Origin of the sequence: Streptomyces sp. NPDC058274 (genome assembly GCF_042881375.1) — a bacterium.
GTDB lineage: Bacteria > Actinomycetota > Actinomycetes > Streptomycetales > Streptomycetaceae > Streptomyces.
Window position 1 is genome coordinate 1 of sequence record NZ_JBHVXW010000001.1, and the last position, 19,265, is coordinate 19,265.

Consider the following 19,265-nt stretch of genomic DNA (forward strand, 5'->3'; position numbering starts at 1 on the left):
CAGCGTTCGTCCTGAGCCAGGATCAAACTCTCCGTGAATGTTGTCCCGTAATCGGGAAACCATCACGAGAGCGGAACCCCCCGAGGAATAATCGGGAGATTCACAGCGTCCTCGCTGATGTGCCCACCAGGCAGAACCTGATAGGACTTTTTCAAAGGAACCTCGCCCCAGTCCGTAATGGACTGGAGACGGGGTATCAACATATCTGGCGTTGATTTTTGGCACGCTGTTGAGTTCTCAAGGAACGGACGCTTCCTTTGTACTCACCCTCTCGGGCTTTCCTCCGGGCGCTTCCCTTCGGTCTTGCGTTTCCGACTCTATCAGACCGTTTCCGGCCCGATTCCCTGTCGGAGGGTTTGTCTTTGGCCTGAGACTTTCCGTCCCGCGGCCTTTCGACATTCACTACGTTAGCCGATTCCCAGCGCAACTCATAATCGAGTCCGCGAGTTCGAAATTCGGCATGCGAACATGACGAATTCGCCCCCGCTGAGGGGAAGTCGTAGGTAGTGGTTTGGCCGCTTCCGGCTGCTGGCTGAAGGCCGTACCCGGTTCAAGCGGCTTGGGCCACGTTACGGATCCAGTGCAAGCGAGTCAAGTTGAGCGGCGACGGGGAGTATGGGCCCGATAAGGGCTGACGGTCGGGTCGTTGGCGATCCAGAAGCGCCAGGGGTGGACGCCCCCTTCACCGGCCACGCCGGTCCGGGGACCACTGCGTAGCTGGTCGGGGGGTGCCGGTGTACCCGTCAGCACGCGGAACGGCCCGTCCTCGGGGCCGCAGGCGTCCGCTCCGTCCAGGGCTCGGTCCACCCCCAGGGCCGTGGCCAGCCGGGCAGGCCCTTTGGCCAGTTCCTTGTCATTTCGGGCCGAGAGTCGACGTTTGCGGGCGAGCTCGACCCCTTCGGTGATCTCGCCGGCCCGCAGCAGCACCCCGCTCGCGCTCCCCTCAGGGCCGCAGACGAAGTTCATGCAGTGCCACATGCCGTAGGTGAAGTAGACGTACACATGGCCGGGCGGACCGAACATCACGGTGTTGCGTGCCGTGCGGCCGCGGTAGGCGTGGGAGCCGGGGTCGCCCGGGCCGTCGTAGGCCTCGACCTCGGTGAGGCGCACTTCGATCGGCCCGTCCGGGGTCGCGCGCACAAGGGTGCGACCCAGGAGGTCCTGGGCGACGTCCAGGACAGGGCGGTCGAAGAAGTCCCGGCTGAGGGGCGTACGGTCAGGGGCCGCGATCATGGCGTACGAGCGTAGTCGAGACCCGCTGTCTGTCAGCGGGGTGGTCAGGGGGCGCCTCGCTTGGAAGGGTGAGGGCGCGGAACCGACCGCGGTCGGATCGCGTTTGTAGGGATCAAGGAATGCAGACGGCATCAGGACGTAACAGGCGTTGCCTGGGGAGGAAGTGACATGGGGTTCAAGCGGCTGCTTGCGAGCATGGGAGCCGGTGGGGCTTCGGTCGAGACGGTGCTGACGGAGGTCAACACCGTTCCGGGCGGCGTCGTCCAGGGCGAGGTGCGGATCCAGGGCGGATCCGTGAATCAGGCGATCGAGGGTCTGTCGGTCGGCCTGCAGGCCCGGGTCGAGGTCGAGGGCCACGACGACCAGGAGCACAAGCAGGACATCGAGTTCACCAAGGTGCGGCTCGGCGGGGCCTTCGAGCTGCAGGCCGGCGCGGTGCACGCGGTGCCGTTCGGGCTGGAGATCCCCTGGGAGACGCCGGTCACGACGATCGACGGACAGCCGCTGCGCGGGATGAACATCGGTGTGACCACCGAGCTGGAGATCGCGCGTGCGCTGGACTCCGGTGACCTGGACCCGATCAATGTGCACCCGCTGCCGGCGCAGCAGGCGATCCTGAACGCGTTCCTCCAGCTGGGCTTCCGCTTCAAGAGCGCCGACATGGAGCGCGGCCACATCCGGGGTACGCGGCAGAAGCTGCCGTTCTACCAGGAGATCGAGTTCTTCCCGCCGTCGCAGTACCGCGGGCTGAACCAGGTCGAGCTGAGCTTCGTCGCCGACGAGCGTGAGATGGACGTCATCCTGGAGATGGACAAGAAGCCGGGGCTGTTCAGCGAGGGCAGCGACTCGTTCCGCGCCTTCAAGGTGGGTCTGAACGACTACCAGGGCACGGACTGGGCCGCGTACCTGAATCAGTGGCTGTCGGAGGTCGGCAGCAAGCGCAGCTGGTTCTAGGCTCGGCCGGGAACCATCGCAGACAGATCAGGAGGTACTGAGGTGTCCGAGCTGAAAAGGCCGCCGCTCCCGCATGACTTCCATCCGCCCGTGCCGTCCTTCTCGGTGACGAGTGAGGACGTCGAGCCGGATGCGGTGCTGAAGGACGCTCAGGTCCAGGCGGCCGGGAACACCTCGCCTCAGCTGCGCTGGGAGGGGTTTCCGCCGGAGACCAAGAGCTTCGCCGTGACCTGCTTCGATCCGGACGCCCCCACGGGGAGCGGTTTCTGGCACTGGGTCGTGTTCGACATTCCGGCCACGGTGACGGAGCTGCCGACGGGCGCGGGCACCGGCAAGTTCGAGGGGCTGCCCGAGGGCGCCGTCCAGGCGCGTAACGACTACGGGTCCAAGGACTTCGGTGGGGCCGCGCCGCCACCCGGGGATCCGGCGCACCGCTATGTCTTCACGGTGTACGCGGTGGATCAGGAGAAGCTCGGTCCGGACTCGGACGCGTCGCCCGCGGTGGTGGGCTTCAACCTGCGGTTCCACACGCTCGCGCGGGCCCAGTTGCTCGGTGAGTACGCGGCTCCCGCGGGAGACTGACGTTCACTGAACGTTTGCCCGCCCCTGGTCTTGGAATTGATCAGGGGCGGGCACTTTTTTATTGCGTTGTCCATCTCGGCGTGCCCGGCCAGAGTTGATCCAAGCCCGCCAGGGAGTGGGCCGGTGCGCAGGGGAGGTGGGCTGGATGCGGGACACGCTGGTGCTGAACGCGAGCTTTGAGCCGCTGTCGACGGTGACGTTGAACCGAGCCGTCGTTCTGGTGCTGCAGGACAAGGCCGTCGTCGAGCAGGCCCACCCCGAACTGCGTATGCGCGGAGCCGCGCTCGACATACCCGTGCCCCGGGTGATCAGGCTCTGCCGCTATGTACGGGTGCCGTTCCGAAGACAAGCGCCGTGGTCGCGGCGGGGTGTCCTGGTGCGGGACCGGCACAGGTGCGCGTACTGCGGCAGGCGGGCGACGACCGTGGACCACGTGGTGCCCAGGGCGCAGGGCGGCCAGGACTCCTGGCTGAACACGGTCGCCTCGTGCGCGCAGGACAATCACCGCAAGGCCGCTCGTACGCCTGAGCAGGCGGGGATGCCGCTGCTCAGGCAGCCGTTCGAGCCGACGCCCGCGGACGCGATGCTGCTGGCCCTCGGCCAGGACGACTTCGAGGCGCTGCCGGAGTGGCTGGGACAGCCCGCCGCCTAGGCCTTACGTGACTGGGGCCCGCCTTCGTCGGAAGGCGGGCCCCAGTCACGTACACGGTCAGTCGGTTGGTCAGTCGGTCAGTCGGTCAGTCGGTGATGGACGGCTTCTCGCGGCGCTCGGTCCCGCCGGAGCCGGAGCCGGAGCCGCCGGAGGAACCGCCACCGCCCGAACCGCCACCGCCCGAACCGCCGCCGAGTCCGCCGAAGTTGCCGAAGGCTCCCGACAGGCCCTTGAGGGCGTCGCCGATCTCGCTGGGCACGATCCAGAGCTTGTTGGCGTCGCCCTCGGCGATCTTCGGGAGCATCTGGAGGTACTGGTAGGAGAGGAGCTTCTGGTCCGGGTCGCCGGCGTGGATCGCCTCGAAGACCGTACGGACGGCCTGGGCCTCGCCCTCGGCGCGCAGGGCAGCTGCCTTGGCCTCACCTTCGGCGCGCAGGATCGCGGACTGCTTCTCGCCCTCCGCGGTAAGGATCTGCGACTGGCGGATGCCCTCCGCGGTGAGGATGGCAGCGCGCTTGTCACGGTCGGCGCGCATCTGCTTCTCCATCGAGTCCTGGATGGAGGTGGGCGGTTCGATGGCCTTGAGCTCGACGCGGTTGACGCGGATGCCCCACTTGCCGGTGGCTTCGTCGAGGACGCCGCGCAGGGCCGCGTTGATCTCCTCACGGGAGGTGAGGGTCCGCTCCAGGTCCATGCCACCGATGATGTTGCGCAGCGTGGTGACGGTGAGCTGCTCGATCGCCTGGATGTAGCTGGCGACCTCGTACGTGGCGGCGCGGGCGTCGGTGACCTGGTAGTAGATGACCGTGTCGATGTTGACGACCAGGTTGTCCTGGGTGATCACCGGCTGCGGCGGGAACGGGACGACCTGTTCGCGCAGGTCGATGCGGTTGCGGATGGTGTCGATGAAGGGGACGACGATGTTCAGGCCCGCGTTGAGTGTCCGCGTGTAGCGGCCGAAGCGCTCGACGATGGCGGCACTGGCCTGCGGGATGACTTGGATGGTCTTGATCAGGGCGATGAAGACCAACACCACCAGAATGATCAGGACGATGATGATCGGTTCCATCGTTGCTCCCCGTACCCTTCTCGCCTCGGTGTTTCCGGAAGATCTTATGTATGTTGAAGATCTTGCTGGTGAGTCTGACAGACCGTCGTCTGCCGCGTAGGGCGTTCGGTTCACTTGCGTCGTACGAGGTCACATGACGATCGCGGTGGCTCCTTCGATCTCCACGACGTCCACTTCCTGGCCCACCTCGTAGGCCTGTCCGGCGTCGAGGGATCGGGCCGACCAGACTTCTCCGGCGAGCTTGATCCGGCCGCCCGCGCCGTCGACGCGTTCCAGAACGAGGGCCTGTTTGCCTCTCAGGGCGTCCACGCCCGTGGCCAGTTGGGGCCGCTGCGCGCGATGGCGGGCCGCGATGGGGCGTACGACACCGATGAGGGCGACCGAGACGGCGGCGAAGACGAGTACCTGGAGTACGACGTCGCCGCCGAGCCCCGCCGTGCCGGCCGCGGCGACGGCGCCCACGGCGAGCATTCCGAACTCCGGCATCGCCGTCACCACGAGCGGGATTCCGAGCCCGACCGCGGCGATCAGCCACCACACCCATGCGTCGATGTCGTCCACATGGTCATGGTAGGACCGCGGCTCACCGGCGGACAGGGCGCGATCACGTCCGTACGCGCGGCCGCGCACGGACCGGACGTCGGCGGAGGCGGATCGGGCGTCAGGAGAGCGGCAGGCCGTGCGCCGTCCAGCGCTCGCCGACCTGCTCGACGACGAGCGGCAGGCCGAAGCAGAGCGAGAGGTTGCGCGAGGTGAGTTCGAGTTCCAGGGGGCCGGCGGCGAGCACCTTGCCCTGCCGGATCATCAGGACATGGGTGAAGCCGGGGGCGATCTCCTCGACGTGGTGCGTGACCATGATCATGGAGGGGGCGATCGGGTCGCGGGCCAGCCGGCCGAGGCGGCGGACGAGGTCCTCGCGGCCGCCGAGGTCGAGGCCGGCGGCCGGCTCGTCCAGGAGGAGCAGCTCGGGGTCGGTCATCAGCGCGCGGGCGATGAGGGTGCGCTTGCGCTCGCCCTCGGAGAGGGTGCCGAACTTCCGCTCCAGGTAGTCGCTCATGCCGAGGCGGTCGAGGAAGGCGCGGGCGCGCTGCTCGTCGATGTCCTCGTACTCCTCCTGCCAGCCGGCTGTCATGCCGTACGCGGCGGTGAGCACGGTCTGCAGGACGGTCTGGCGCTTGGGGAGCTTCTCGGCCATCGCGATGCCGGCCATGCCGATGCGCGGGCGCAGCTCGAAGACGTCGACCTTGCCGAGGGTGTCGCCGAGGACGGTGGCGGTGCCCGAGCTGGGGAAGAGGTAGCTGGACGCGATGTTCAGGAGGGTCGTTTTTCCGGCGCCGTTGGGGCCGAGGATGACCCAGCGCTCGCCCTCCTTGACCGACCAGGAGACCTGGTCCACCAGAGCCCGGCCCTCTCGGACCACGGATACGTCCTCAAGCTCCAGAACATCGCTCATGAGCGCGCTGTCTCCCATTGCAGTCTCGGCCGTCGCTTACGTCTGTGGACGCAGCCCCCAGGGAAAACCTACGCCACCGGTCGGGCGGTCCCATCCATCGGTCGGTCCTTAGGCTGGGGGCATGCTCTCGGAACCACGCTCAGGACGCCTGGCCGCATGGGGAAATGCCCTTTTGGCCGGACTTGTTTCGCCGGACGACGCCGTACTCACCATCGTTGGTGAGGACGCCGTGCACCGGGTCGAGGGACTGCCCGGTGAGGCGGGGCCCGTCGGACTCACGCTCGCCCTCGGCCGGCTGCGCGCGCTCGGCGTGACCGGGCTGCGGGTGGCGCTGCCCGCGCCGGGCCATCCGCTCGGGCTGAGCGGGCCGCCCGAATTCAACGCGCGAGCCCTCGACGCCGAGGAGGCAGTGGTCTGCCACGGTGCCGGGCTCGGGCTGGTGCCGGAGGTGTACGAGGTGGGCCCGGACGGCGATCTGCATGTCGAGGTCCTCTGGCACTGCCTCGCCGTGCGGGAGGCGCCGCCCGCCGATGTGCCGTCCCTCGGCGAGGCCGAGCGGGAACTGGCGGAGGCGCTGCGGGAGGCGACGGAGGTGTTGTCCCGGCTGGACGTGGCCGGGTCGGGACCGGTCGCGGAGGCCGCCGTCGAGGCGTACCGGGCACGGGCCGAGGTGGGACGCGAGGTACTGGCGCCCGGCTATCCGCCGCGTGCGGTACGGGTGTTGGAGCTCGCCCAGCGGGTCGGGTTGCTGATCTCGGTCGCCTACGAGAACGGGCACGGCGGTGCGGTGAGCGCCTCGGAGATCGCCGCGAGGTCGCTGGCGCTGCGGCCGGTGGAGCGGACGGCCCGGCGGGCGCAGGTGGCCGCGTACAACGCGTTCGTGGAGGAGCGGGAGCGGGGCGTGCGGTGAGGCTCGCCACCTGGGCGCCGGGGTTGGGCCCGGGGTGACTCTTCGAGGTGGGGTGCGCCGAAGCTGAACGCGGGACAGCTGTCGGCCGGGGGTGCGGCGGTCCTCCCGCCCTCGGTCCGGGTGGGGCGCCTCACCTCCGGGTGCCTTGAGGGGCAGCTGCTGGCAGGCGCCCCTGCCGGAGCCGGGTACGGAAGCGCCCCCGCGAACCGGAGGGTTCACGGGGGCGTCGACCGGTCGAGCGTGTCAGTCGTTGGCGTTCAGGTTGCCGAACGTCGGGTTCAGCAGGCCGATGACATTGGCGCTGAGGCCCGAGACCGTGACCGGGACGTGGAGCGGGACCTGTGCGACGAGGCCCGAGCCGACGCCCGGCGACTTCACAGCAGCGCCGTCGGCTTCCGAGTCGGCTACAGCCGCGCCGGCGGAAGCGCCTGCGGCGATACCGGCAACGGTCAGGGCCACGGCGGCCTTCTTGGCGATGTTCATGAAAAGCGTTCCTCCTGGTATGGCGGGTCCGACCCGGCCGCGGGTCGTACGTAGAGGAACGCCTTGAAGATCGCTGATGGCACGGAGGGCCGCGGTGAAGGGCCCGTTCGGGCCATTGCGATGATCGGCCGACAACCTGACCGGCCCCCCAGGAGTGCCTGGGAGGCCGGTGGTCACCGCGAGGTCCGGACGGACGTCAGCGGTTGACGCCCAGGTTGCCGAAGGCGGGGTTCAGGACTCCGATGACGTTCACGCTGTTGCCCACCGCGTTCACCGGGATGTGGATCGGGGCCTGCACGAGGTTGCCCGAACCGACACCCGGGGAGCCCACGGCCTTGCCTCCGGCACCCGCGCCGCTGTCCGTGGCGGAGGCCATACCGGCACCGGCGGCGACGAGGCCGCCCGCCACCATCGCGACAGCCGTGGCCTTCTTCAGCTTCTTCACTTCTCAAGCCCTCCCTAGCGATCACCGCGGCAAATCGCCGCAGCACGCACTGAAGAACGGCCCGGGGTCGCGGAGGATGCGCCATCTGGGGGACATCCACACGACGGTATGAATCTCAGCCCGGAGCGGAACCCTCCGCATTGCCGTGCGCCGGCCACTCCCGAGGGGTGCGCCGGAGTGCGGATCAACAGGTAATCAGCTGGTGATCAGCCTGCCGCCCCATGCCGTACGGCCCACAGGGCGGCCTGGGTACGGTCGGCGAGGTCGAGCTTCATCAGGATGTTCGACACGTGCGTCTTGACGGTCTTTTCGGAGAGGACGAGCGCGCGTGCGATTTCCCGGTTGGAGCGGCCGTCGGCGATCAGGCCGAGCACCTCGCGCTCCCGCTCCGTGAGCGAACCACCCCTCCCCTGGCTCGAGTTGGCCTCCTCCTGGGACAGCAGGGCGCCCGCGACCTCGGGCTGGAGCAGGATGTGCCCGGCGTGTACCGAGCGGATGGCACCGGCCAGGGCGTCCGGGTCCACGTCCTTGTACACGTACCCGGCGGCGCCCGCGCGCAGGGCCGGGACCACCGTGCGCTGCTCGGTGAAGCTGGTGACGATCAGCACGCGTGCGGGGTTGGCCAGTTCGCGGAGCTTGCGCAGCGCCTCGACGCCGTCCATGCCCGGCATCTTGACGTCCATGAGCACGACGTCGGGTTTCAACTCCTCGGCGCGGGCGACTCCTTCGGCGCCGTCGGACGCCTCTCCCACCACTTCGATGTCGTCCTGCACTTCGAGGAAGGTGCGCAGGCCCCGGCGGACCACCTGGTGGTCGTCGACCAGCAGCACCTTGATTGCGTCAGCCACCAGGGACCTCCATCTCGATCGTCGTGCCCTTCCCGGGTGCCGATTCCACCGCGAGTGTGCCGCCGACGCCACTCGCCCGGTCCCGCATGGAGACCAGGCCGAGGTGGCGACCCGCGCTGCGTATCGCGTGCGGTTCGAAGCCGCCGCCGTCGTCGGTGATGCGCAGGACGGCGCCCGGGCCGCGCTTCAGCAGGATCACGTCGACCTGGACCGCTCCGGAGTGGCGCAGCGCGTTGTGCAGGGCTTCCTGGGCGACGCGCAGCAGGGCCTCCTCCTGCGCGGCCGGCAGGGCGCGGATCCCGCAGCTGGTGAAGGTCACGCGCGCGGAGTGGGCCCGGTCGAGGACCTGGACATGGGTGCGCAGCGTGGCGACCAGGCCGTCCTCGTCGAGTGCCGCGGGGCGCAACTCGACGACGGCGGCGCGCAGTTCGTCGGCGGCTTCCGCGGCGAGCGCGGCCACCTGCTGGAGCTCGCCCTTGGCGCGCGTGGGGTCACGGTCGACGAGGGCGGCGGCGGCCTGCGCGGTGAGGCGCAGCGAGAAGAGCTTCTGGCTCACCGCGTCGTGCAGTTCATGGGCGAGCCGGGAGCGCTCCTCGGCGATCGTGAGCTCGCGGCTGCGCTCGTAGAGGCGGGCGTTGGTCAGGGCGATCGCGGCGTGCTGGGCGAGGATCGTGAGCAGCTCCTCGTCCTCCTCGGTGAAACCGCAGCGGCCGCCCCCGCGCGAGCCCCCGGAGTCGGTGGCCTGTGCGCCGGCCGGCCGCACCTTGTTGGCGAGGAACAGGGCGCCCATGACCTCGTCGCCGTCCCGGATGGGCAGGCCCAGGAAGTCGGACATGTTGGGGTGAGCCGGGGGCCAGCCCTCGAAGCGGGGGTCCTTGCGCACGTCGGCCAGGCGCTCGGGGCGCGCCTCGTGCAGCATCGCGGCGAGGATGCCGTGCTGGCGCGGGAGCGGGCCGATGGCCTTCCACTGGGCATCGCTGACGCCGTCGACGACGAACTGCGCGAAGCCGCCGTGGTCGTCCGGGACGCCGAGCGCCGCGTACTCGGCGTCGAGCAGCTCGCGGGCCGAGGCGACGATCGTCTTGAGGACGTCGCGCACCTCCAGATGCCTGCTCATGGCCAGCAGCGCGGAGCTCACCGCGTACAGGCCGGACCTGGGGCCTTGACTCATGACCTCAAGGTACCGGCGGGGTGTGACAGTGCGTATCCGACCTGTGGGGGCGGCCGCCTAGGCCGCTGGCCCTAGGTCCTGCGGCGGTCGGCGGTCCTAGGGCGAAGGGCCCCGGGTCATTGCGGCCCGCGCACGACGCGGCCAGGGCGTCCCGGTCCCTACGTTGAGGACACCCGCCGGAATCGGCGGTGGCGCGACGAGGGGACGGATGTCATGCCGGTAGCGATCATCACAGGGGCTTCGAAGGGGCTGGGACGTGCGCTGGCGGCGGCCCTGGCGGAGCGCGGCTGGGATCTGGTGCTCGACGCCAGAACGGCGGAGGTACTGAAGGAGACGGCGAAGGACCTGTCCGCCTACGGGACGCGGGTGGAGGCACTGGCCGGGGATGTCACGAACGCCGGGCACCGCGCCGAGCTGGTGGCGGCGGCCCGGCGGCTCGGAGGCGTGGACCTGCTGGTGAACAACGCGAGCGCGCTGGGCGCCGAGCCGCTCGTGCGGCTCGAGGACCTGACGCTGGACGGGCTGCGGCGGGCCCTGGAGGTGAACGTGGTGGCCGCGCTGGGCCTGATCCAGCAGGCACTGCCGGCGCTGCGGGAGGCGGAGGCGGGAGCGGTCGTCGGCATCAGCTCGGACGCGGGGGCCGAGGCGTACGAGACCTGGGGTGGTTACGGGGCGTCCAAGGCGGCGCTGGACCAGCTGTCGGCGGTGCTCGGGGAGGAGGAACCCGGGCTGCGGGTCTGGGTGGTCGACCCCGGCGACATGGGCACGGACCTGTACGCGGCGGCCGTACCGGGCGACGACGATCCACGGCCGGCGCCCGCCGAGGTGGTCCCGGCGTTTCTGCGGCTGCTCGACGCGCGCCCGGCCAGTGGCCGCTATGGCGCTCAGGCCCTGCTGGAGGCGCGGTGACGACCGCGATGGGGGTGCCGCCGTTCGAGGGCAGCCGGGCGCGGGCAAAAGTTCCGCAGGAGCTGTCGGCCCGGGTGCCGGCCGAGCAGCGGGGGCCCGGTCTGGAGCGCGACGCGGTGCGCCTCCTCGTCTCGCACGGGACCCGGGTGTCGCATCACGACTTCGTCGAGCTGCCCGGGCAGCTCAGGGCCGGGGACCTGCTCGTCGTGAACACGTCTCCCACGCTGGCCGCCGCCGTCGACGGGCATCTCGGGCACGCGCGCGTGGTGGTGCATTTCTCCACGTGGGGCGATGACGGGCGGTGGGCCGTCGAGCTGCGGGATCCGGACGGGCGGGGCACCACGCGCGCGCGTGCGGGTGGGCCCGCGGGGACGGAGGTGCGCCTTCCCGGGGACGTACGCCTGGTGCTGGAGGAGCCGCTGGCGGCGCGGAGTGAGCGGCTGTGGTGGGGGCGGGTGTCGGATCCCGATGTGCCGGGGCTGCTGCGACGGCACGGGCGGCCCATTCGCTACTCCTATACAGAGAGGGATCAGCCCCTGTCGGCGTACCAGACGGTGTTCGCGCTGTCCTGCGGTGACGGTGCGGGCAGCGCGGAGATGCCGAGCGCGGCGCGGCCCTTCACCGCGCGCCTGGTGGCGGAGCTGGTGAGCCGGGGTGTGCAGTTCGCGCCGGTCACCCTGCACACGGGGGTGGCGTCGGTCGAGGCGCACGAGCCGCCGTATCCGGAGAGGTACGAGGTGCCGGCGACGTCGGCGCGTCTGGTCAACGCGGCGAAGGCGGCCGCCGGGCGGATCATCGCGGTCGGTACGACGGCGGTGCGGGCCGTCGAGTCGGCGGCCGGGCCGGACGGAGTGGTCCAGGCGCGGCGGGGCTGGACCGGTCTCGTGGTCACTCCGGAGCGCGGGACACGCGTGGTCGACGGGCTGCTGACCGGGCTGCACGAGCCGGAGGCCTCGCATCTGCTGATGCTGGAGGCGGTCGCCGGGCGGGCGGCGATCGACCGCGGCTACGACGCGGCGCTGCGCGGGCGCTACCTCTGGCACGAGTTCGGGGACGTGCACCTCATACTTCCGGACGACTCCCCTCACACAGAGCATTGCTCCAGCAACTGCTGGTGAGACCGTTACCCGGCCGATGTGAGCCCGCGCATAGGACGCACATCACGTACGAACGGGCATAGGAGATAAAGGGGACCTTGTGAGCGGGGCAGACGTAGTGTTCTGCCCCATTTTGCCCCTCTGTGCTCCACTACCTGGCTTCGTACGTCACACCTTTGCCTCAAGTTTTTGCTGCCGCTAAGAATGGCTGCCGTCGCTCAACGCCGCGGGTTCCGCCCCGCGGCGTTTGTTCCGGAAAAACACTCTGTCCCCACCGGACCGAGAGCGACCTCCGCGCTATTCGAAGAGGTCCATCAGTCATGCCCAAGAACATCAACACTCCTGGTCATAGTCCCGCGCTGACCAAGACCCACAAGCTTTCGATCGCCGGTGTCGCGGCCCTCGGTGCCGCCGCCCTCGCGTTCACCGTGGTGCCCGCCAACTCGCACACCACAACCACCGACGCCGCCGCCTCCTCCGCCTCCGTGGCCTACAGCGAGGGGCAGATCAAGGACGTCAAGGCCAGCGTCACCGACCAGCTGGCCGGCGCCAGCCTCAAGGCCGAGGCCGTCGCCGCGAAGAAGAAGGCCGCGGACGACGCGGCCAAGAAGAAGGCTGCCGACGCGGCAGCGAAGAAGAAGGCCGAGGACGCGGCCGCCAAGAAGAAGGCCGAGGACGCGCGCAAGGCGCAGGCCGCGAGCCGCTCCGCCGCGCGCCCCCAGGTCAAGGCCGTCGCCGCGAAGACGTACACGAACAACCTCGACGGCTGGATCCGTCAGTCGCTCGACATCATGAAGCAGAAGGGCATCCCGGGCTCTTACAACGGGCTGTACCGCAACATCATGCGTGAGTCCTCGGGCAACCCGAACGCCATCAACAACTGGGACGTCAACGCGATCAACGGCATCCCGTCCCAGGGTCTGCTCCAGGTCATCCCGCCGACCTTCAACGCGTACCACGTCTCCGGCACGTCGACGAAGATCACCGACCCGGTCGCGAACATCACGGCCGCCGCCAACTACGCGGCCGACAAGTACGGCTCGATCGACAACGTCAACAGCGCCTACTGAGTCTCGCGGGCATCGCGCGGACCTCTGAGGGTCTCGGTACAGACGCGGAAGGGCGGCACCCCGGTGGGGGTGCCGCCCTTCAGTCGCGCGTGCGGCTACTTGCGCATGACCTCGGGCTCATGGCGGCGCAGGAAGCGGGCCACGAAGAACCCGCAGAGCGCGCCGAGGGCGAGCAGGGCCACCATGTCGATGCCCCAGGCTCCGGCGTCGTGGTCCCAGAGCGGGTCCGTGCTGCCCGGGTCGTCCGCGTTCGGACTGATGTTGTTGAAGTCCAGCGTGGCACCGGCGGCGCCGACCGCCCAGCGGGACGGCATCAGATACGAGAACTCGTTGACGCCGACCGTGCCGTGCAGGATGAACAGACAGCCGGTGAACACGACCTGGATGATCGCGAACATGACCAGCAGCGGCATGGTCTTCTCGGCGGTCTTCACCAGCGAGGAGATGATCAGGCCGAACATCATCGAGGTGAAGCCGAGCGCCATGATCGGGATGGAGAGCTCGAGCAGCACCGCCGCCTTGCCCTCGCCCAGGATCAGGCCCTTTTCGGGGATGGTGCGGCTGGAGAAGCCGATCGCGCCGACCATGGCGCCCTGGAGCACCGTGACCGTGCCGAGCACGATCACCTTGGACATCAGATACGCGGAGCGTGACAGGCCGGTCGCCCGCTCCCGCTCGTAGATCACCCGTTCCTTGATCAGTTCGCGGACGGAATTGGCGGCGCCCGCGAAGCACGCTCCGACCGCGAGGATCAGCAGCACGGTGGTGGCCGTGCCGTTCGGGATGTGCGCGCCGGTCTTCGGGTTCACCGCCGGGTTCACCAGCAGGGTCTTGTCCGGGTCGATGAGCAGGCTCACCGCGCCGAGCACGGCCGGCAGGATCACCGTCAGGGCGAGGAAGCCCTTGTCGGACGCGATCACCGAGACATAGCGCCGGATCAGGGTCATCAGCTGCGAGCCCCAGCCCTGCGGCTTGGGCGGCTTCATCGCCTGCGGCGGCGGCATGTGCACCGATTGCGGAGCGACGGCGTCGATGTCCGCGGCGTACATCTGGTAGTGCTGCGAGCCCTTCCAGCGGCCCGCCCAGTCGTAGTCGCGGTAGTTCTCGAAGGCGGAGAAGACGTCGGCCCAGGTGTCGTAGCCGAAGAAGTTCAGCGCCTCCTCGGGGGGACCGAAGTAGGCCACCGAACCGCCGGGCGCCATCACCAGGAGCTTGTCGCAGATCGCCAGCTCGGCCACGGAGTGCGTGACGACGAGGACCGTACGGCCGTCGTCGGCGAGGCCGCGCAGCAGCTGCATGACATCGCGGTCCATGCCCGGGTCGAGACCGGAGGTCGGCTCGTCCAGGAAGATCAGCGACGGCTTGGTGAGCAGCTCCAGAGCCACCGAGACACGCTTGCGCTGGCCACCGGAGAGGGAGGTGACCTTCTTCTCCTTGTGGATGTCCAGCTTGAGCTCGCGCAGCACCTCGTTGATACGGGCCTCGCGCTCCTGCCCCGTGGTGTCCGCGGGGAAGCGCAGCTTGGCCGCGTACTTGAGGGCCTTCTTGACGGTCAGCTCCTTGTGCAGGATGTCGTCCTGCGGGACCAGACCGATGCGCTGGCGCAGCTCGGCGAACTGCTTGTACAGGTTCCGGTTGTCGTAGAGGACGTCACCCTGGTTGGCGGGGCGGTAGCCCGTGAGTGCCTTCAGGAGCGTCGACTTGCCGGAGCCGGACGGGCCGATGACCGCGATGAGCGACTTCTCCGGGACGCCGAACGAGACGTCCTTGAGGATCTGCTTGCCGCCGTCGACCGTGACGGTCAGGTGGCGGGCCGAGAAGGAGACCTCACCGGTGTCGACGAACTCTTCGAGGCGGTCCCCGATCAGGCGGAACGTCGAGTGACCGACACCGACGATGTCGTTCGCACCGAGCAGCGCCGAGCCGCCCTTGGTGATCGGCTGGCCGTTGACGTACGTGCCGTTGTGCGAGCCGAGGTCACGGATCTCGTAACGGCCGTCGGGGGTCGCGTGGAACTCTGCGTGGTGCCGCGAGACCTGGAGGTCGGAGACGACCAGTTCGTTCTCCAGCGCACGGCCGATGCGCATCACACGGCCGAGGGAGAACTGGTGGAACGTGGTCGGGCTGCGGTCGCCGTAGACCGGCGGCGCCCCCGCGCCACCACCGGGTCCCTGCTGCTGCGGAACGCTCGCGGCCGCCTGCGGCGACTGCGGCCAGCTCTGCTGCGGCGCCTGCTGCTGCGGCGGTGCCTGCTGGGCCCAGCCGGGTGCCGCGCCCTGTGACGCGTACGGCTGCTGCTGGGGCTGCGCCTGCTGCGGTGCCGCGACCGCCGCGGCGGAACCCGAGAGGTTCACGCGCGGGCCGTCGGTCGCGTTGCCGAGGTGTACCGCCGAGCCCGGACCGATCTCCATCTGATGGATCCGCTGGCCCTGCACGAAAGTGCCGTTGGTGCTGCCGTGGTCCTCGATGACCCAACTGCGGCCGCCCCAGCTGATCGTGGCGTGACGCCAGGACACCCTGGCGTCATCGAGCACGACGTCCCCCTGCGGATCACGTCCGAGGGTGTATGGCCTGGACGCGTCGAGCGTCCAGGTCCTTCCATTCAATTCCAGTACGAGTTCAGGCACTCCATGCCCCACTGAGTTGTCCCCCGAAGTTCCCCCATCACAGGGAGTCTAGGGATGTCGAACATCGTGGGGAACTATTTCAGTAGGAGCCCCCTGACCGAAAGTCGGGCCCTGTGAAGACTGGGTACGGGCGGCTTGTCCGTTCCCGTTGACGGGGTTGAAACCGGCCCGGAGAGTGGTAATCCCACGCGAGGGGGACATCCGCGGTGGATCGCCGCGGCGCGGACCGGGGGGCTGACGATGGGCATCGAGACCGCGTGGCACGGCAGGGGGGTGCCGTGGGGAGACGTTCTGTTGTCCGCGGTCGCCGCGGTGAGCTGGGCACTGATCGGGATGGCGGGTACGGCCGCGCTGGGCCTGCATCTGCTGGAGGCGGACTCGGCCGGCTCGCTCGGACCGATGACCGCGGCGGTGGTGGCCCTGGGGGCGGGCGGTTCGGTGACACCGTCCGGGGACGTCTCCGCCTTCGGACTGAAAGGGGCGGAGGCCACGACCGCCCTCCAGATCACGCCACTGGGCGTGGGTCTGGTGGGGGCGCTCCTGCTCTCCTGGTTCTTCCTGCGCTCCTTGCGCGGAGCGGGAGTTGTGATCGCGCCGTCCGAACTCCTCGCGCGCGGGGGCGCCGTGGTCGCCCTGTTCGTGGCGACCCTCGGCGGGCTCGCCTGGGCCGGTCACGACGTCATCACGATCGACGGCGGAAAGCTCGAGCTCGACAAGGTGCCGGACGGCGGCCTGGGTGACATCACGGACAAACTGCCCGGCGGACTCGGTGACATCGGCGGGCTGCTGCCCGACAGGATCGGCGATCTCGTGAACGCGGAGGCGGCCGTCGGCTTCACCGTCGACACGGCGCGCACGCTGCTCGGCGGTCTGATCTGGGCGGTCGGAGTACTGGTGATCGCCCTGCTCGCCTCCCGCCGCACTCCCCTGCCGCGCGGCTGGGAAGCGGTGCACCGGACGGTGCGGCCGGCCGCGTCCGCGCTGGTGGCGGTCCTGCTCATGGCGGTCGTGGCGGGGCTCGCGGCCGCGGCGTACGCGGCCGTCGGCGACGACCATCCGAAGCGGATCGCCGGCGCCGCGCTGCTCGGCGCGCCCAACGGAGTGTGGCTGGGCATTCCGGTCGGCCTCCTGGTGCCGTGGGACGGCAAGGCCACGGGCGAACTGGCGAAGCTGCTGCCCGACCCCCTCGACGAACTGCTGAGCGTGCGGTCGGACCAGCCCGTCACCCTGGGCCGGCTGGCCGAACTGGACGGCCGGGTCTGGCTGTTGGGCGTCGCGGCCGCGGTCATGATGCTGTTCGCGGGGGTGCTCGCGGCGACGCGTACGCCTCTTGTACGTCGTGTACGGGACGCGGGCGCCGGCGAGCCCGGGGTGCCGGTCGTACGCGGGCCGGGCGCCCTTCCCTTCGCTGGGCGCTGTGCCCTGCGGCTGGCAGTCGTCACGGCGTTGGCCCTGCCGCTGCTCGCCCGGCTGACCGACGTGTCGGTCGACGCCTCGCTGTCCGTCCTGGGGTTCGACGCCTTCGGCGCCGGGATAGAACTGCACGGGCACCTGGCCATGGCGCTGCTGCTCGGTGCCGCGTGGGGTGCGGGTGCGGGGGCGGCGGGGGCGCTGCTCGCGTACGTGAGTGGGGCCGCCGGTCGGCGGGTGGCACCCCTGGCACAGCCGGTGGCACTCGGTGACGCCGGCGTACTGGTCCCTGAGGCGTTCCCGGAACAATCCGCGGCGTTCCCGGAACAGTCCGGGGAGCCGGGGCCATACCACCCCGCCCAGCCTTTCCGCCCGGCCAACCCCGACACCAATCCCTATCTGCGGGTGCCCGACGAACTACGGGAGCCGGAGGACGCGCGTCCGGCGGAGGGGTCGGGGTGGAGCGGGAGGGGGCGGGGGCAGCCCGGGGGGTCCGGTGGTCGGACGGGGCCCACGCGAGGGTCGAGTTCACCGGAGGGCTCGGGGGCGGAGGGCGAGGCGAGGGCCGGACAGGGGTCCGGGAGCGGGCAGAGGTCCGGGAGCGGACAGGGGTCCGGGAGCGGGCAGAGGTCCGGGAGCGGGCAGGGGTCGGGGAGTGGGCAGGGGTCGGGGCCCGGCGCGCGGCCGCCGCTCGACGTGTACGGGGCGCCCACTGTGATCGGGCCGGTCTCCCCGGCGCCTCGGCCGCCGCGGCAGCGGCCCGGGGCACGAGGCGGGGACACACCTCCGCCTCCCCCACCGCCACCGCCACTGCCACCGCCACCGCCACCGCCACCGCCACCGCCACCGCCACCGCCGGAGGAGGGTCCGCCTCCGCCAAAGGGGCGCCGGGGGCGGGAGTGACCTTGGTGCAGGGCGCGGGGCGCGCGGCGCCGGGCGCGGGATGCGGGGCGCCGGGCGCGGGATGCGGGGCGTACCGAGCCCGGGCAAGTACCCGGCCTGCAGAACGCCCCGGCGCTTCGCCGGTGATCAAGGTGGGTGTCATACGCGCGTCACACAGAGTTCCCTGTCCGCCAGCCGGACCTCAGGGGCGAAAGGCACTGGGTGCCGGATACGGTGGGAGCACCATGAGCGCTTCGCAGACCTCTGACGTTCCCACTCTCCTCGTCAAGATCTTCGGCAAGGACCGGCCCGGAATCACGGCCGGACTCTTCGACACCCTCGCCGCCTTCTCCGTCGACGTGGTCGACATCGAGCAGGTCGTCACCCGTGGCCGGATCGTGCTGTGCGCGCTCGTCACCGAGCCGCCCCCCGGACTCGAAGGTGATCTGCGGGCCACCGTCCACAGCTGGGCGGAGTCGATGAAGATGCAGGCCGAGATCATCTCCGGCCACGGCGACAACCGGCCGCGTGGCCTGGGGCGTTCACTCGTCACGGTCCTCGGGCATCCGCTGACCGCGGAGTCGACGGCCGCGATCGCCGCCCGGATCACGGGCACCGGCGGCAACATCGACCGTATCTTCCGGCTCGCCAAGTACCCCGTGACGGCGGTCGAGTTCGCCGTGTCGGGTACGGAGACCGAGGCGCTGCGCACCGCTCTGGCCACCGAGTCCGCGGCGCTCGGCGTCGATGTCGCGGTGGTCGCGGCCGGGCTGCACCGGCGGGCCCAGCGGCTGGTGGTCATGGACGTGGACTCGACGCTCATCCAGGACGAGGTGATCGAGCTCTTCGCCGCGCACGCCGGGTGCGAGAAGGAGGTCGCCGAGGTGACGGCGGCCGCCATGCGCGGCGAGCTGGACTTCGAGCAGTCGCTCCACGCGCGCGTGGAGCTGCTCAAGGGCCTGGACGCCTCGGTGGTCGACAAGGTGCGCAGCGAGGTACGCCTTACCCCCGGAGCGCGCACCCTGATCCGTACGCTCAAGCGGCTCGGCTTCCAAGTCGGCGTCGTCTCGGGCGGGTTCACCCAGGTCACGGACGATCTGAAGGAACGGCTCGGGCTCGACTTCGCGCAGGCCAACACGCTGGAGATCGTCGACGGGAAGCTGACCGGCAAGGTCACCGGCGAGATCGTGGACCGCGCGGGCAAGGCGCGTCTGCTGCGCCGGTTCGCCGCCGAGGCGGGCGTCCCGCTGAGCCAGACCGTGGCGATCGGGGACGGCGCCAACGACCTCGACATGCTCAACGCCGCTGGTCTCGGGGTCGCGTTCAACGCCAAGCCGGTCGTCCGCCAGGCCGCGCACACGGCAGTGAACTTTCCGTTCCTGGACACCGTCCTGTATCTCCTCGGGGTCACCCGTGAAGAGGTCGAGGCGGCCGACACGCACGACGACGCCCGCTGACCGGTCCCCTGTA

General features: G+C 70.1%; 18 protein-coding genes. 9 read left to right on the forward strand and 9 right to left on the reverse strand.

The annotated features are described in order from the left end of the window. Nucleotides 1-591 precede the first annotated feature (591 nt). On the reverse strand, nt 592-1,233 hold the full coding sequence (locus ACFVYF_RS00005; protein ID WP_389448293.1) for a DNA-3-methyladenine glycosylase: 642 nt from the start codon (nt 1,231-1,233) through the stop codon (nt 592-594). 168 nt (nt 1,234-1,401) lie between these two features. Between ACFVYF_RS00005 and ACFVYF_RS00010 the strand changes: the two genes are divergently transcribed. From ACFVYF_RS00010 to ACFVYF_RS00020, 3 genes are all read left to right on the forward strand, one after another. Beyond that, nucleotides 1,402-2,187, forward strand: a complete 786-nt coding sequence (locus ACFVYF_RS00010; protein WP_389448296.1) for a sporulation protein — start codon at nt 1,402-1,404, stop codon at nt 2,185-2,187. A 42-nt stretch (nt 2,188-2,229) separates the two neighbouring features. After that, complete coding sequence (locus tag ACFVYF_RS00015; protein ID WP_389448299.1) at nt 2,230-2,769, forward strand: YbhB/YbcL family Raf kinase inhibitor-like protein; 540 nt, start codon at nt 2,230-2,232, stop codon at nt 2,767-2,769. A 145-nt stretch (nt 2,770-2,914) separates the two neighbouring features. Beyond that, nucleotides 2,915-3,421 carry an HNH endonuclease gene (locus ACFVYF_RS00020; protein WP_389448303.1) on the forward strand — a complete coding sequence of 169 codons (507 nt, stop codon included), beginning with the start codon at nt 2,915-2,917 and terminating at the stop codon, nt 3,419-3,421. An 85-nt stretch (nt 3,422-3,506) separates the two neighbouring features. Here ACFVYF_RS00020 and ACFVYF_RS00025 read toward each other — a convergent pair whose 3' ends face one another. The 3 genes from ACFVYF_RS00025 to ACFVYF_RS00035 form a co-directional block, all read right to left on the reverse strand. Then, nucleotides 3,507-4,490, reverse strand: coding sequence for an SPFH domain-containing protein (locus tag ACFVYF_RS00025; protein WP_389448306.1), 984 nt, complete (start codon nt 4,488-4,490; stop codon nt 3,507-3,509). A 129-nt stretch (nt 4,491-4,619) separates the two neighbouring features. Next, the gene (locus ACFVYF_RS00030) at nt 4,620-5,051 is read right to left on the reverse strand and encodes an NfeD family protein (protein ID WP_389448309.1); all 432 of its coding nucleotides are present in this window, start codon (nt 5,049-5,051) and stop codon (nt 4,620-4,622) included. 100 nt (nt 5,052-5,151) lie between these two features. After that, nucleotides 5,152-5,943: an ABC transporter ATP-binding protein gene (locus tag ACFVYF_RS00035; protein WP_383281036.1), complete on the reverse strand. Its 792-nt coding sequence runs from the start codon at nt 5,941-5,943 to the stop codon at nt 5,152-5,154. A 121-nt stretch (nt 5,944-6,064) separates the two neighbouring features. Between ACFVYF_RS00035 and ACFVYF_RS00040 the strand changes: the two genes are divergently transcribed. Beyond that, nucleotides 6,065-6,853 (forward strand): hypothetical protein, encoded by a 789-nt coding sequence (locus tag ACFVYF_RS00040; RefSeq protein WP_389448312.1) that lies wholly within the window; start codon nt 6,065-6,067, stop codon nt 6,851-6,853. A 243-nt stretch (nt 6,854-7,096) separates the two neighbouring features. Here ACFVYF_RS00040 and ACFVYF_RS00045 read toward each other — a convergent pair whose 3' ends face one another. The 4 genes from ACFVYF_RS00045 to ACFVYF_RS00060 all read right to left on the reverse strand — a co-directional run bounded on the left by ACFVYF_RS00045 (nt 7,097) and on the right by ACFVYF_RS00060 (nt 9,800). Continuing rightward, complete coding sequence (locus tag ACFVYF_RS00045) at nt 7,097-7,336, reverse strand: chaplin (RefSeq protein ID WP_389448315.1); 240 nt, start codon at nt 7,334-7,336, stop codon at nt 7,097-7,099. Between the two features lie 196 nt (nt 7,337-7,532). Next, nucleotides 7,533-7,781, reverse strand: coding sequence for a chaplin ChpE (gene chpE, locus ACFVYF_RS00050; RefSeq protein ID WP_389448318.1), 249 nt, complete (start codon nt 7,779-7,781; stop codon nt 7,533-7,535). Between the two features lie 206 nt (nt 7,782-7,987). Further along, complete coding sequence (locus ACFVYF_RS00055) at nt 7,988-8,629, reverse strand: response regulator (protein ID WP_383281025.1); 642 nt, start codon at nt 8,627-8,629, stop codon at nt 7,988-7,990. Next, on the reverse strand, nt 8,622-9,800 hold the full coding sequence (locus tag ACFVYF_RS00060) for a GAF domain-containing sensor histidine kinase (protein ID WP_389448322.1): 1,179 nt from the start codon (nt 9,798-9,800) through the stop codon (nt 8,622-8,624). Before ACFVYF_RS00060 ends, ACFVYF_RS00055 begins: the two co-directional genes overlap by 8 nt. A gap of 213 nt (nt 9,801-10,013) precedes the next feature. Between ACFVYF_RS00060 and ACFVYF_RS00065 the strand changes: the two genes are divergently transcribed. The 3 genes from ACFVYF_RS00065 (at nt 10,014) to ACFVYF_RS00075 (ending at nt 12,876) form a co-directional block, all read left to right on the forward strand. Continuing rightward, on the forward strand, nt 10,014-10,709 hold the full coding sequence (locus tag ACFVYF_RS00065; RefSeq protein ID WP_389448325.1) for an SDR family NAD(P)-dependent oxidoreductase: 696 nt from the start codon (nt 10,014-10,016) through the stop codon (nt 10,707-10,709). Between the two features lie 8 nt (nt 10,710-10,717). Continuing rightward, on the forward strand, nt 10,718-11,827 hold the full coding sequence (locus tag ACFVYF_RS00070; RefSeq protein ID WP_389450544.1) for an S-adenosylmethionine:tRNA ribosyltransferase-isomerase: 1,110 nt from the start codon (nt 10,718-10,720) through the stop codon (nt 11,825-11,827). 299 nt (nt 11,828-12,126) lie between these two features. After that, entirely contained in the window at nt 12,127-12,876 is a 750-nt protein-coding gene (locus ACFVYF_RS00075) for a transglycosylase SLT domain-containing protein (protein ID WP_389448328.1), read from the forward strand. Nucleotides 12,877-12,971: 95 nt separating this feature from the next. On the opposite strand, the gene ACFVYF_RS00080 is transcribed toward ACFVYF_RS00075, so the two are convergent. Next, a complete protein-coding gene (locus ACFVYF_RS00080; RefSeq protein ID WP_389448331.1) occupies nt 12,972-15,503 on the reverse strand; it encodes an FHA domain-containing protein in 2,532 nt (843 codons plus the stop codon). A gap of 240 nt (nt 15,504-15,743) precedes the next feature. Here ACFVYF_RS00080 and ACFVYF_RS00085 point away from each other — a divergent pair, with 240 nt between their 5' ends. Both ACFVYF_RS00085 and serB read left to right on the forward strand, forming a co-directional pair. Continuing rightward, nucleotides 15,744-17,816: a streptophobe family protein gene (locus ACFVYF_RS00085; protein WP_389448334.1), complete on the forward strand. Its 2,073-nt coding sequence runs from the start codon at nt 15,744-15,746 to the stop codon at nt 17,814-17,816. A gap of 224 nt (nt 17,817-18,040) precedes the next feature. Beyond that, on the forward strand, nt 18,041-19,252 hold the full coding sequence (gene serB / locus ACFVYF_RS00090; RefSeq protein WP_389448337.1) for a phosphoserine phosphatase SerB: 1,212 nt from the start codon (nt 18,041-18,043) through the stop codon (nt 19,250-19,252). Nucleotides 19,253-19,265: the final 13 nt, after the last annotated feature.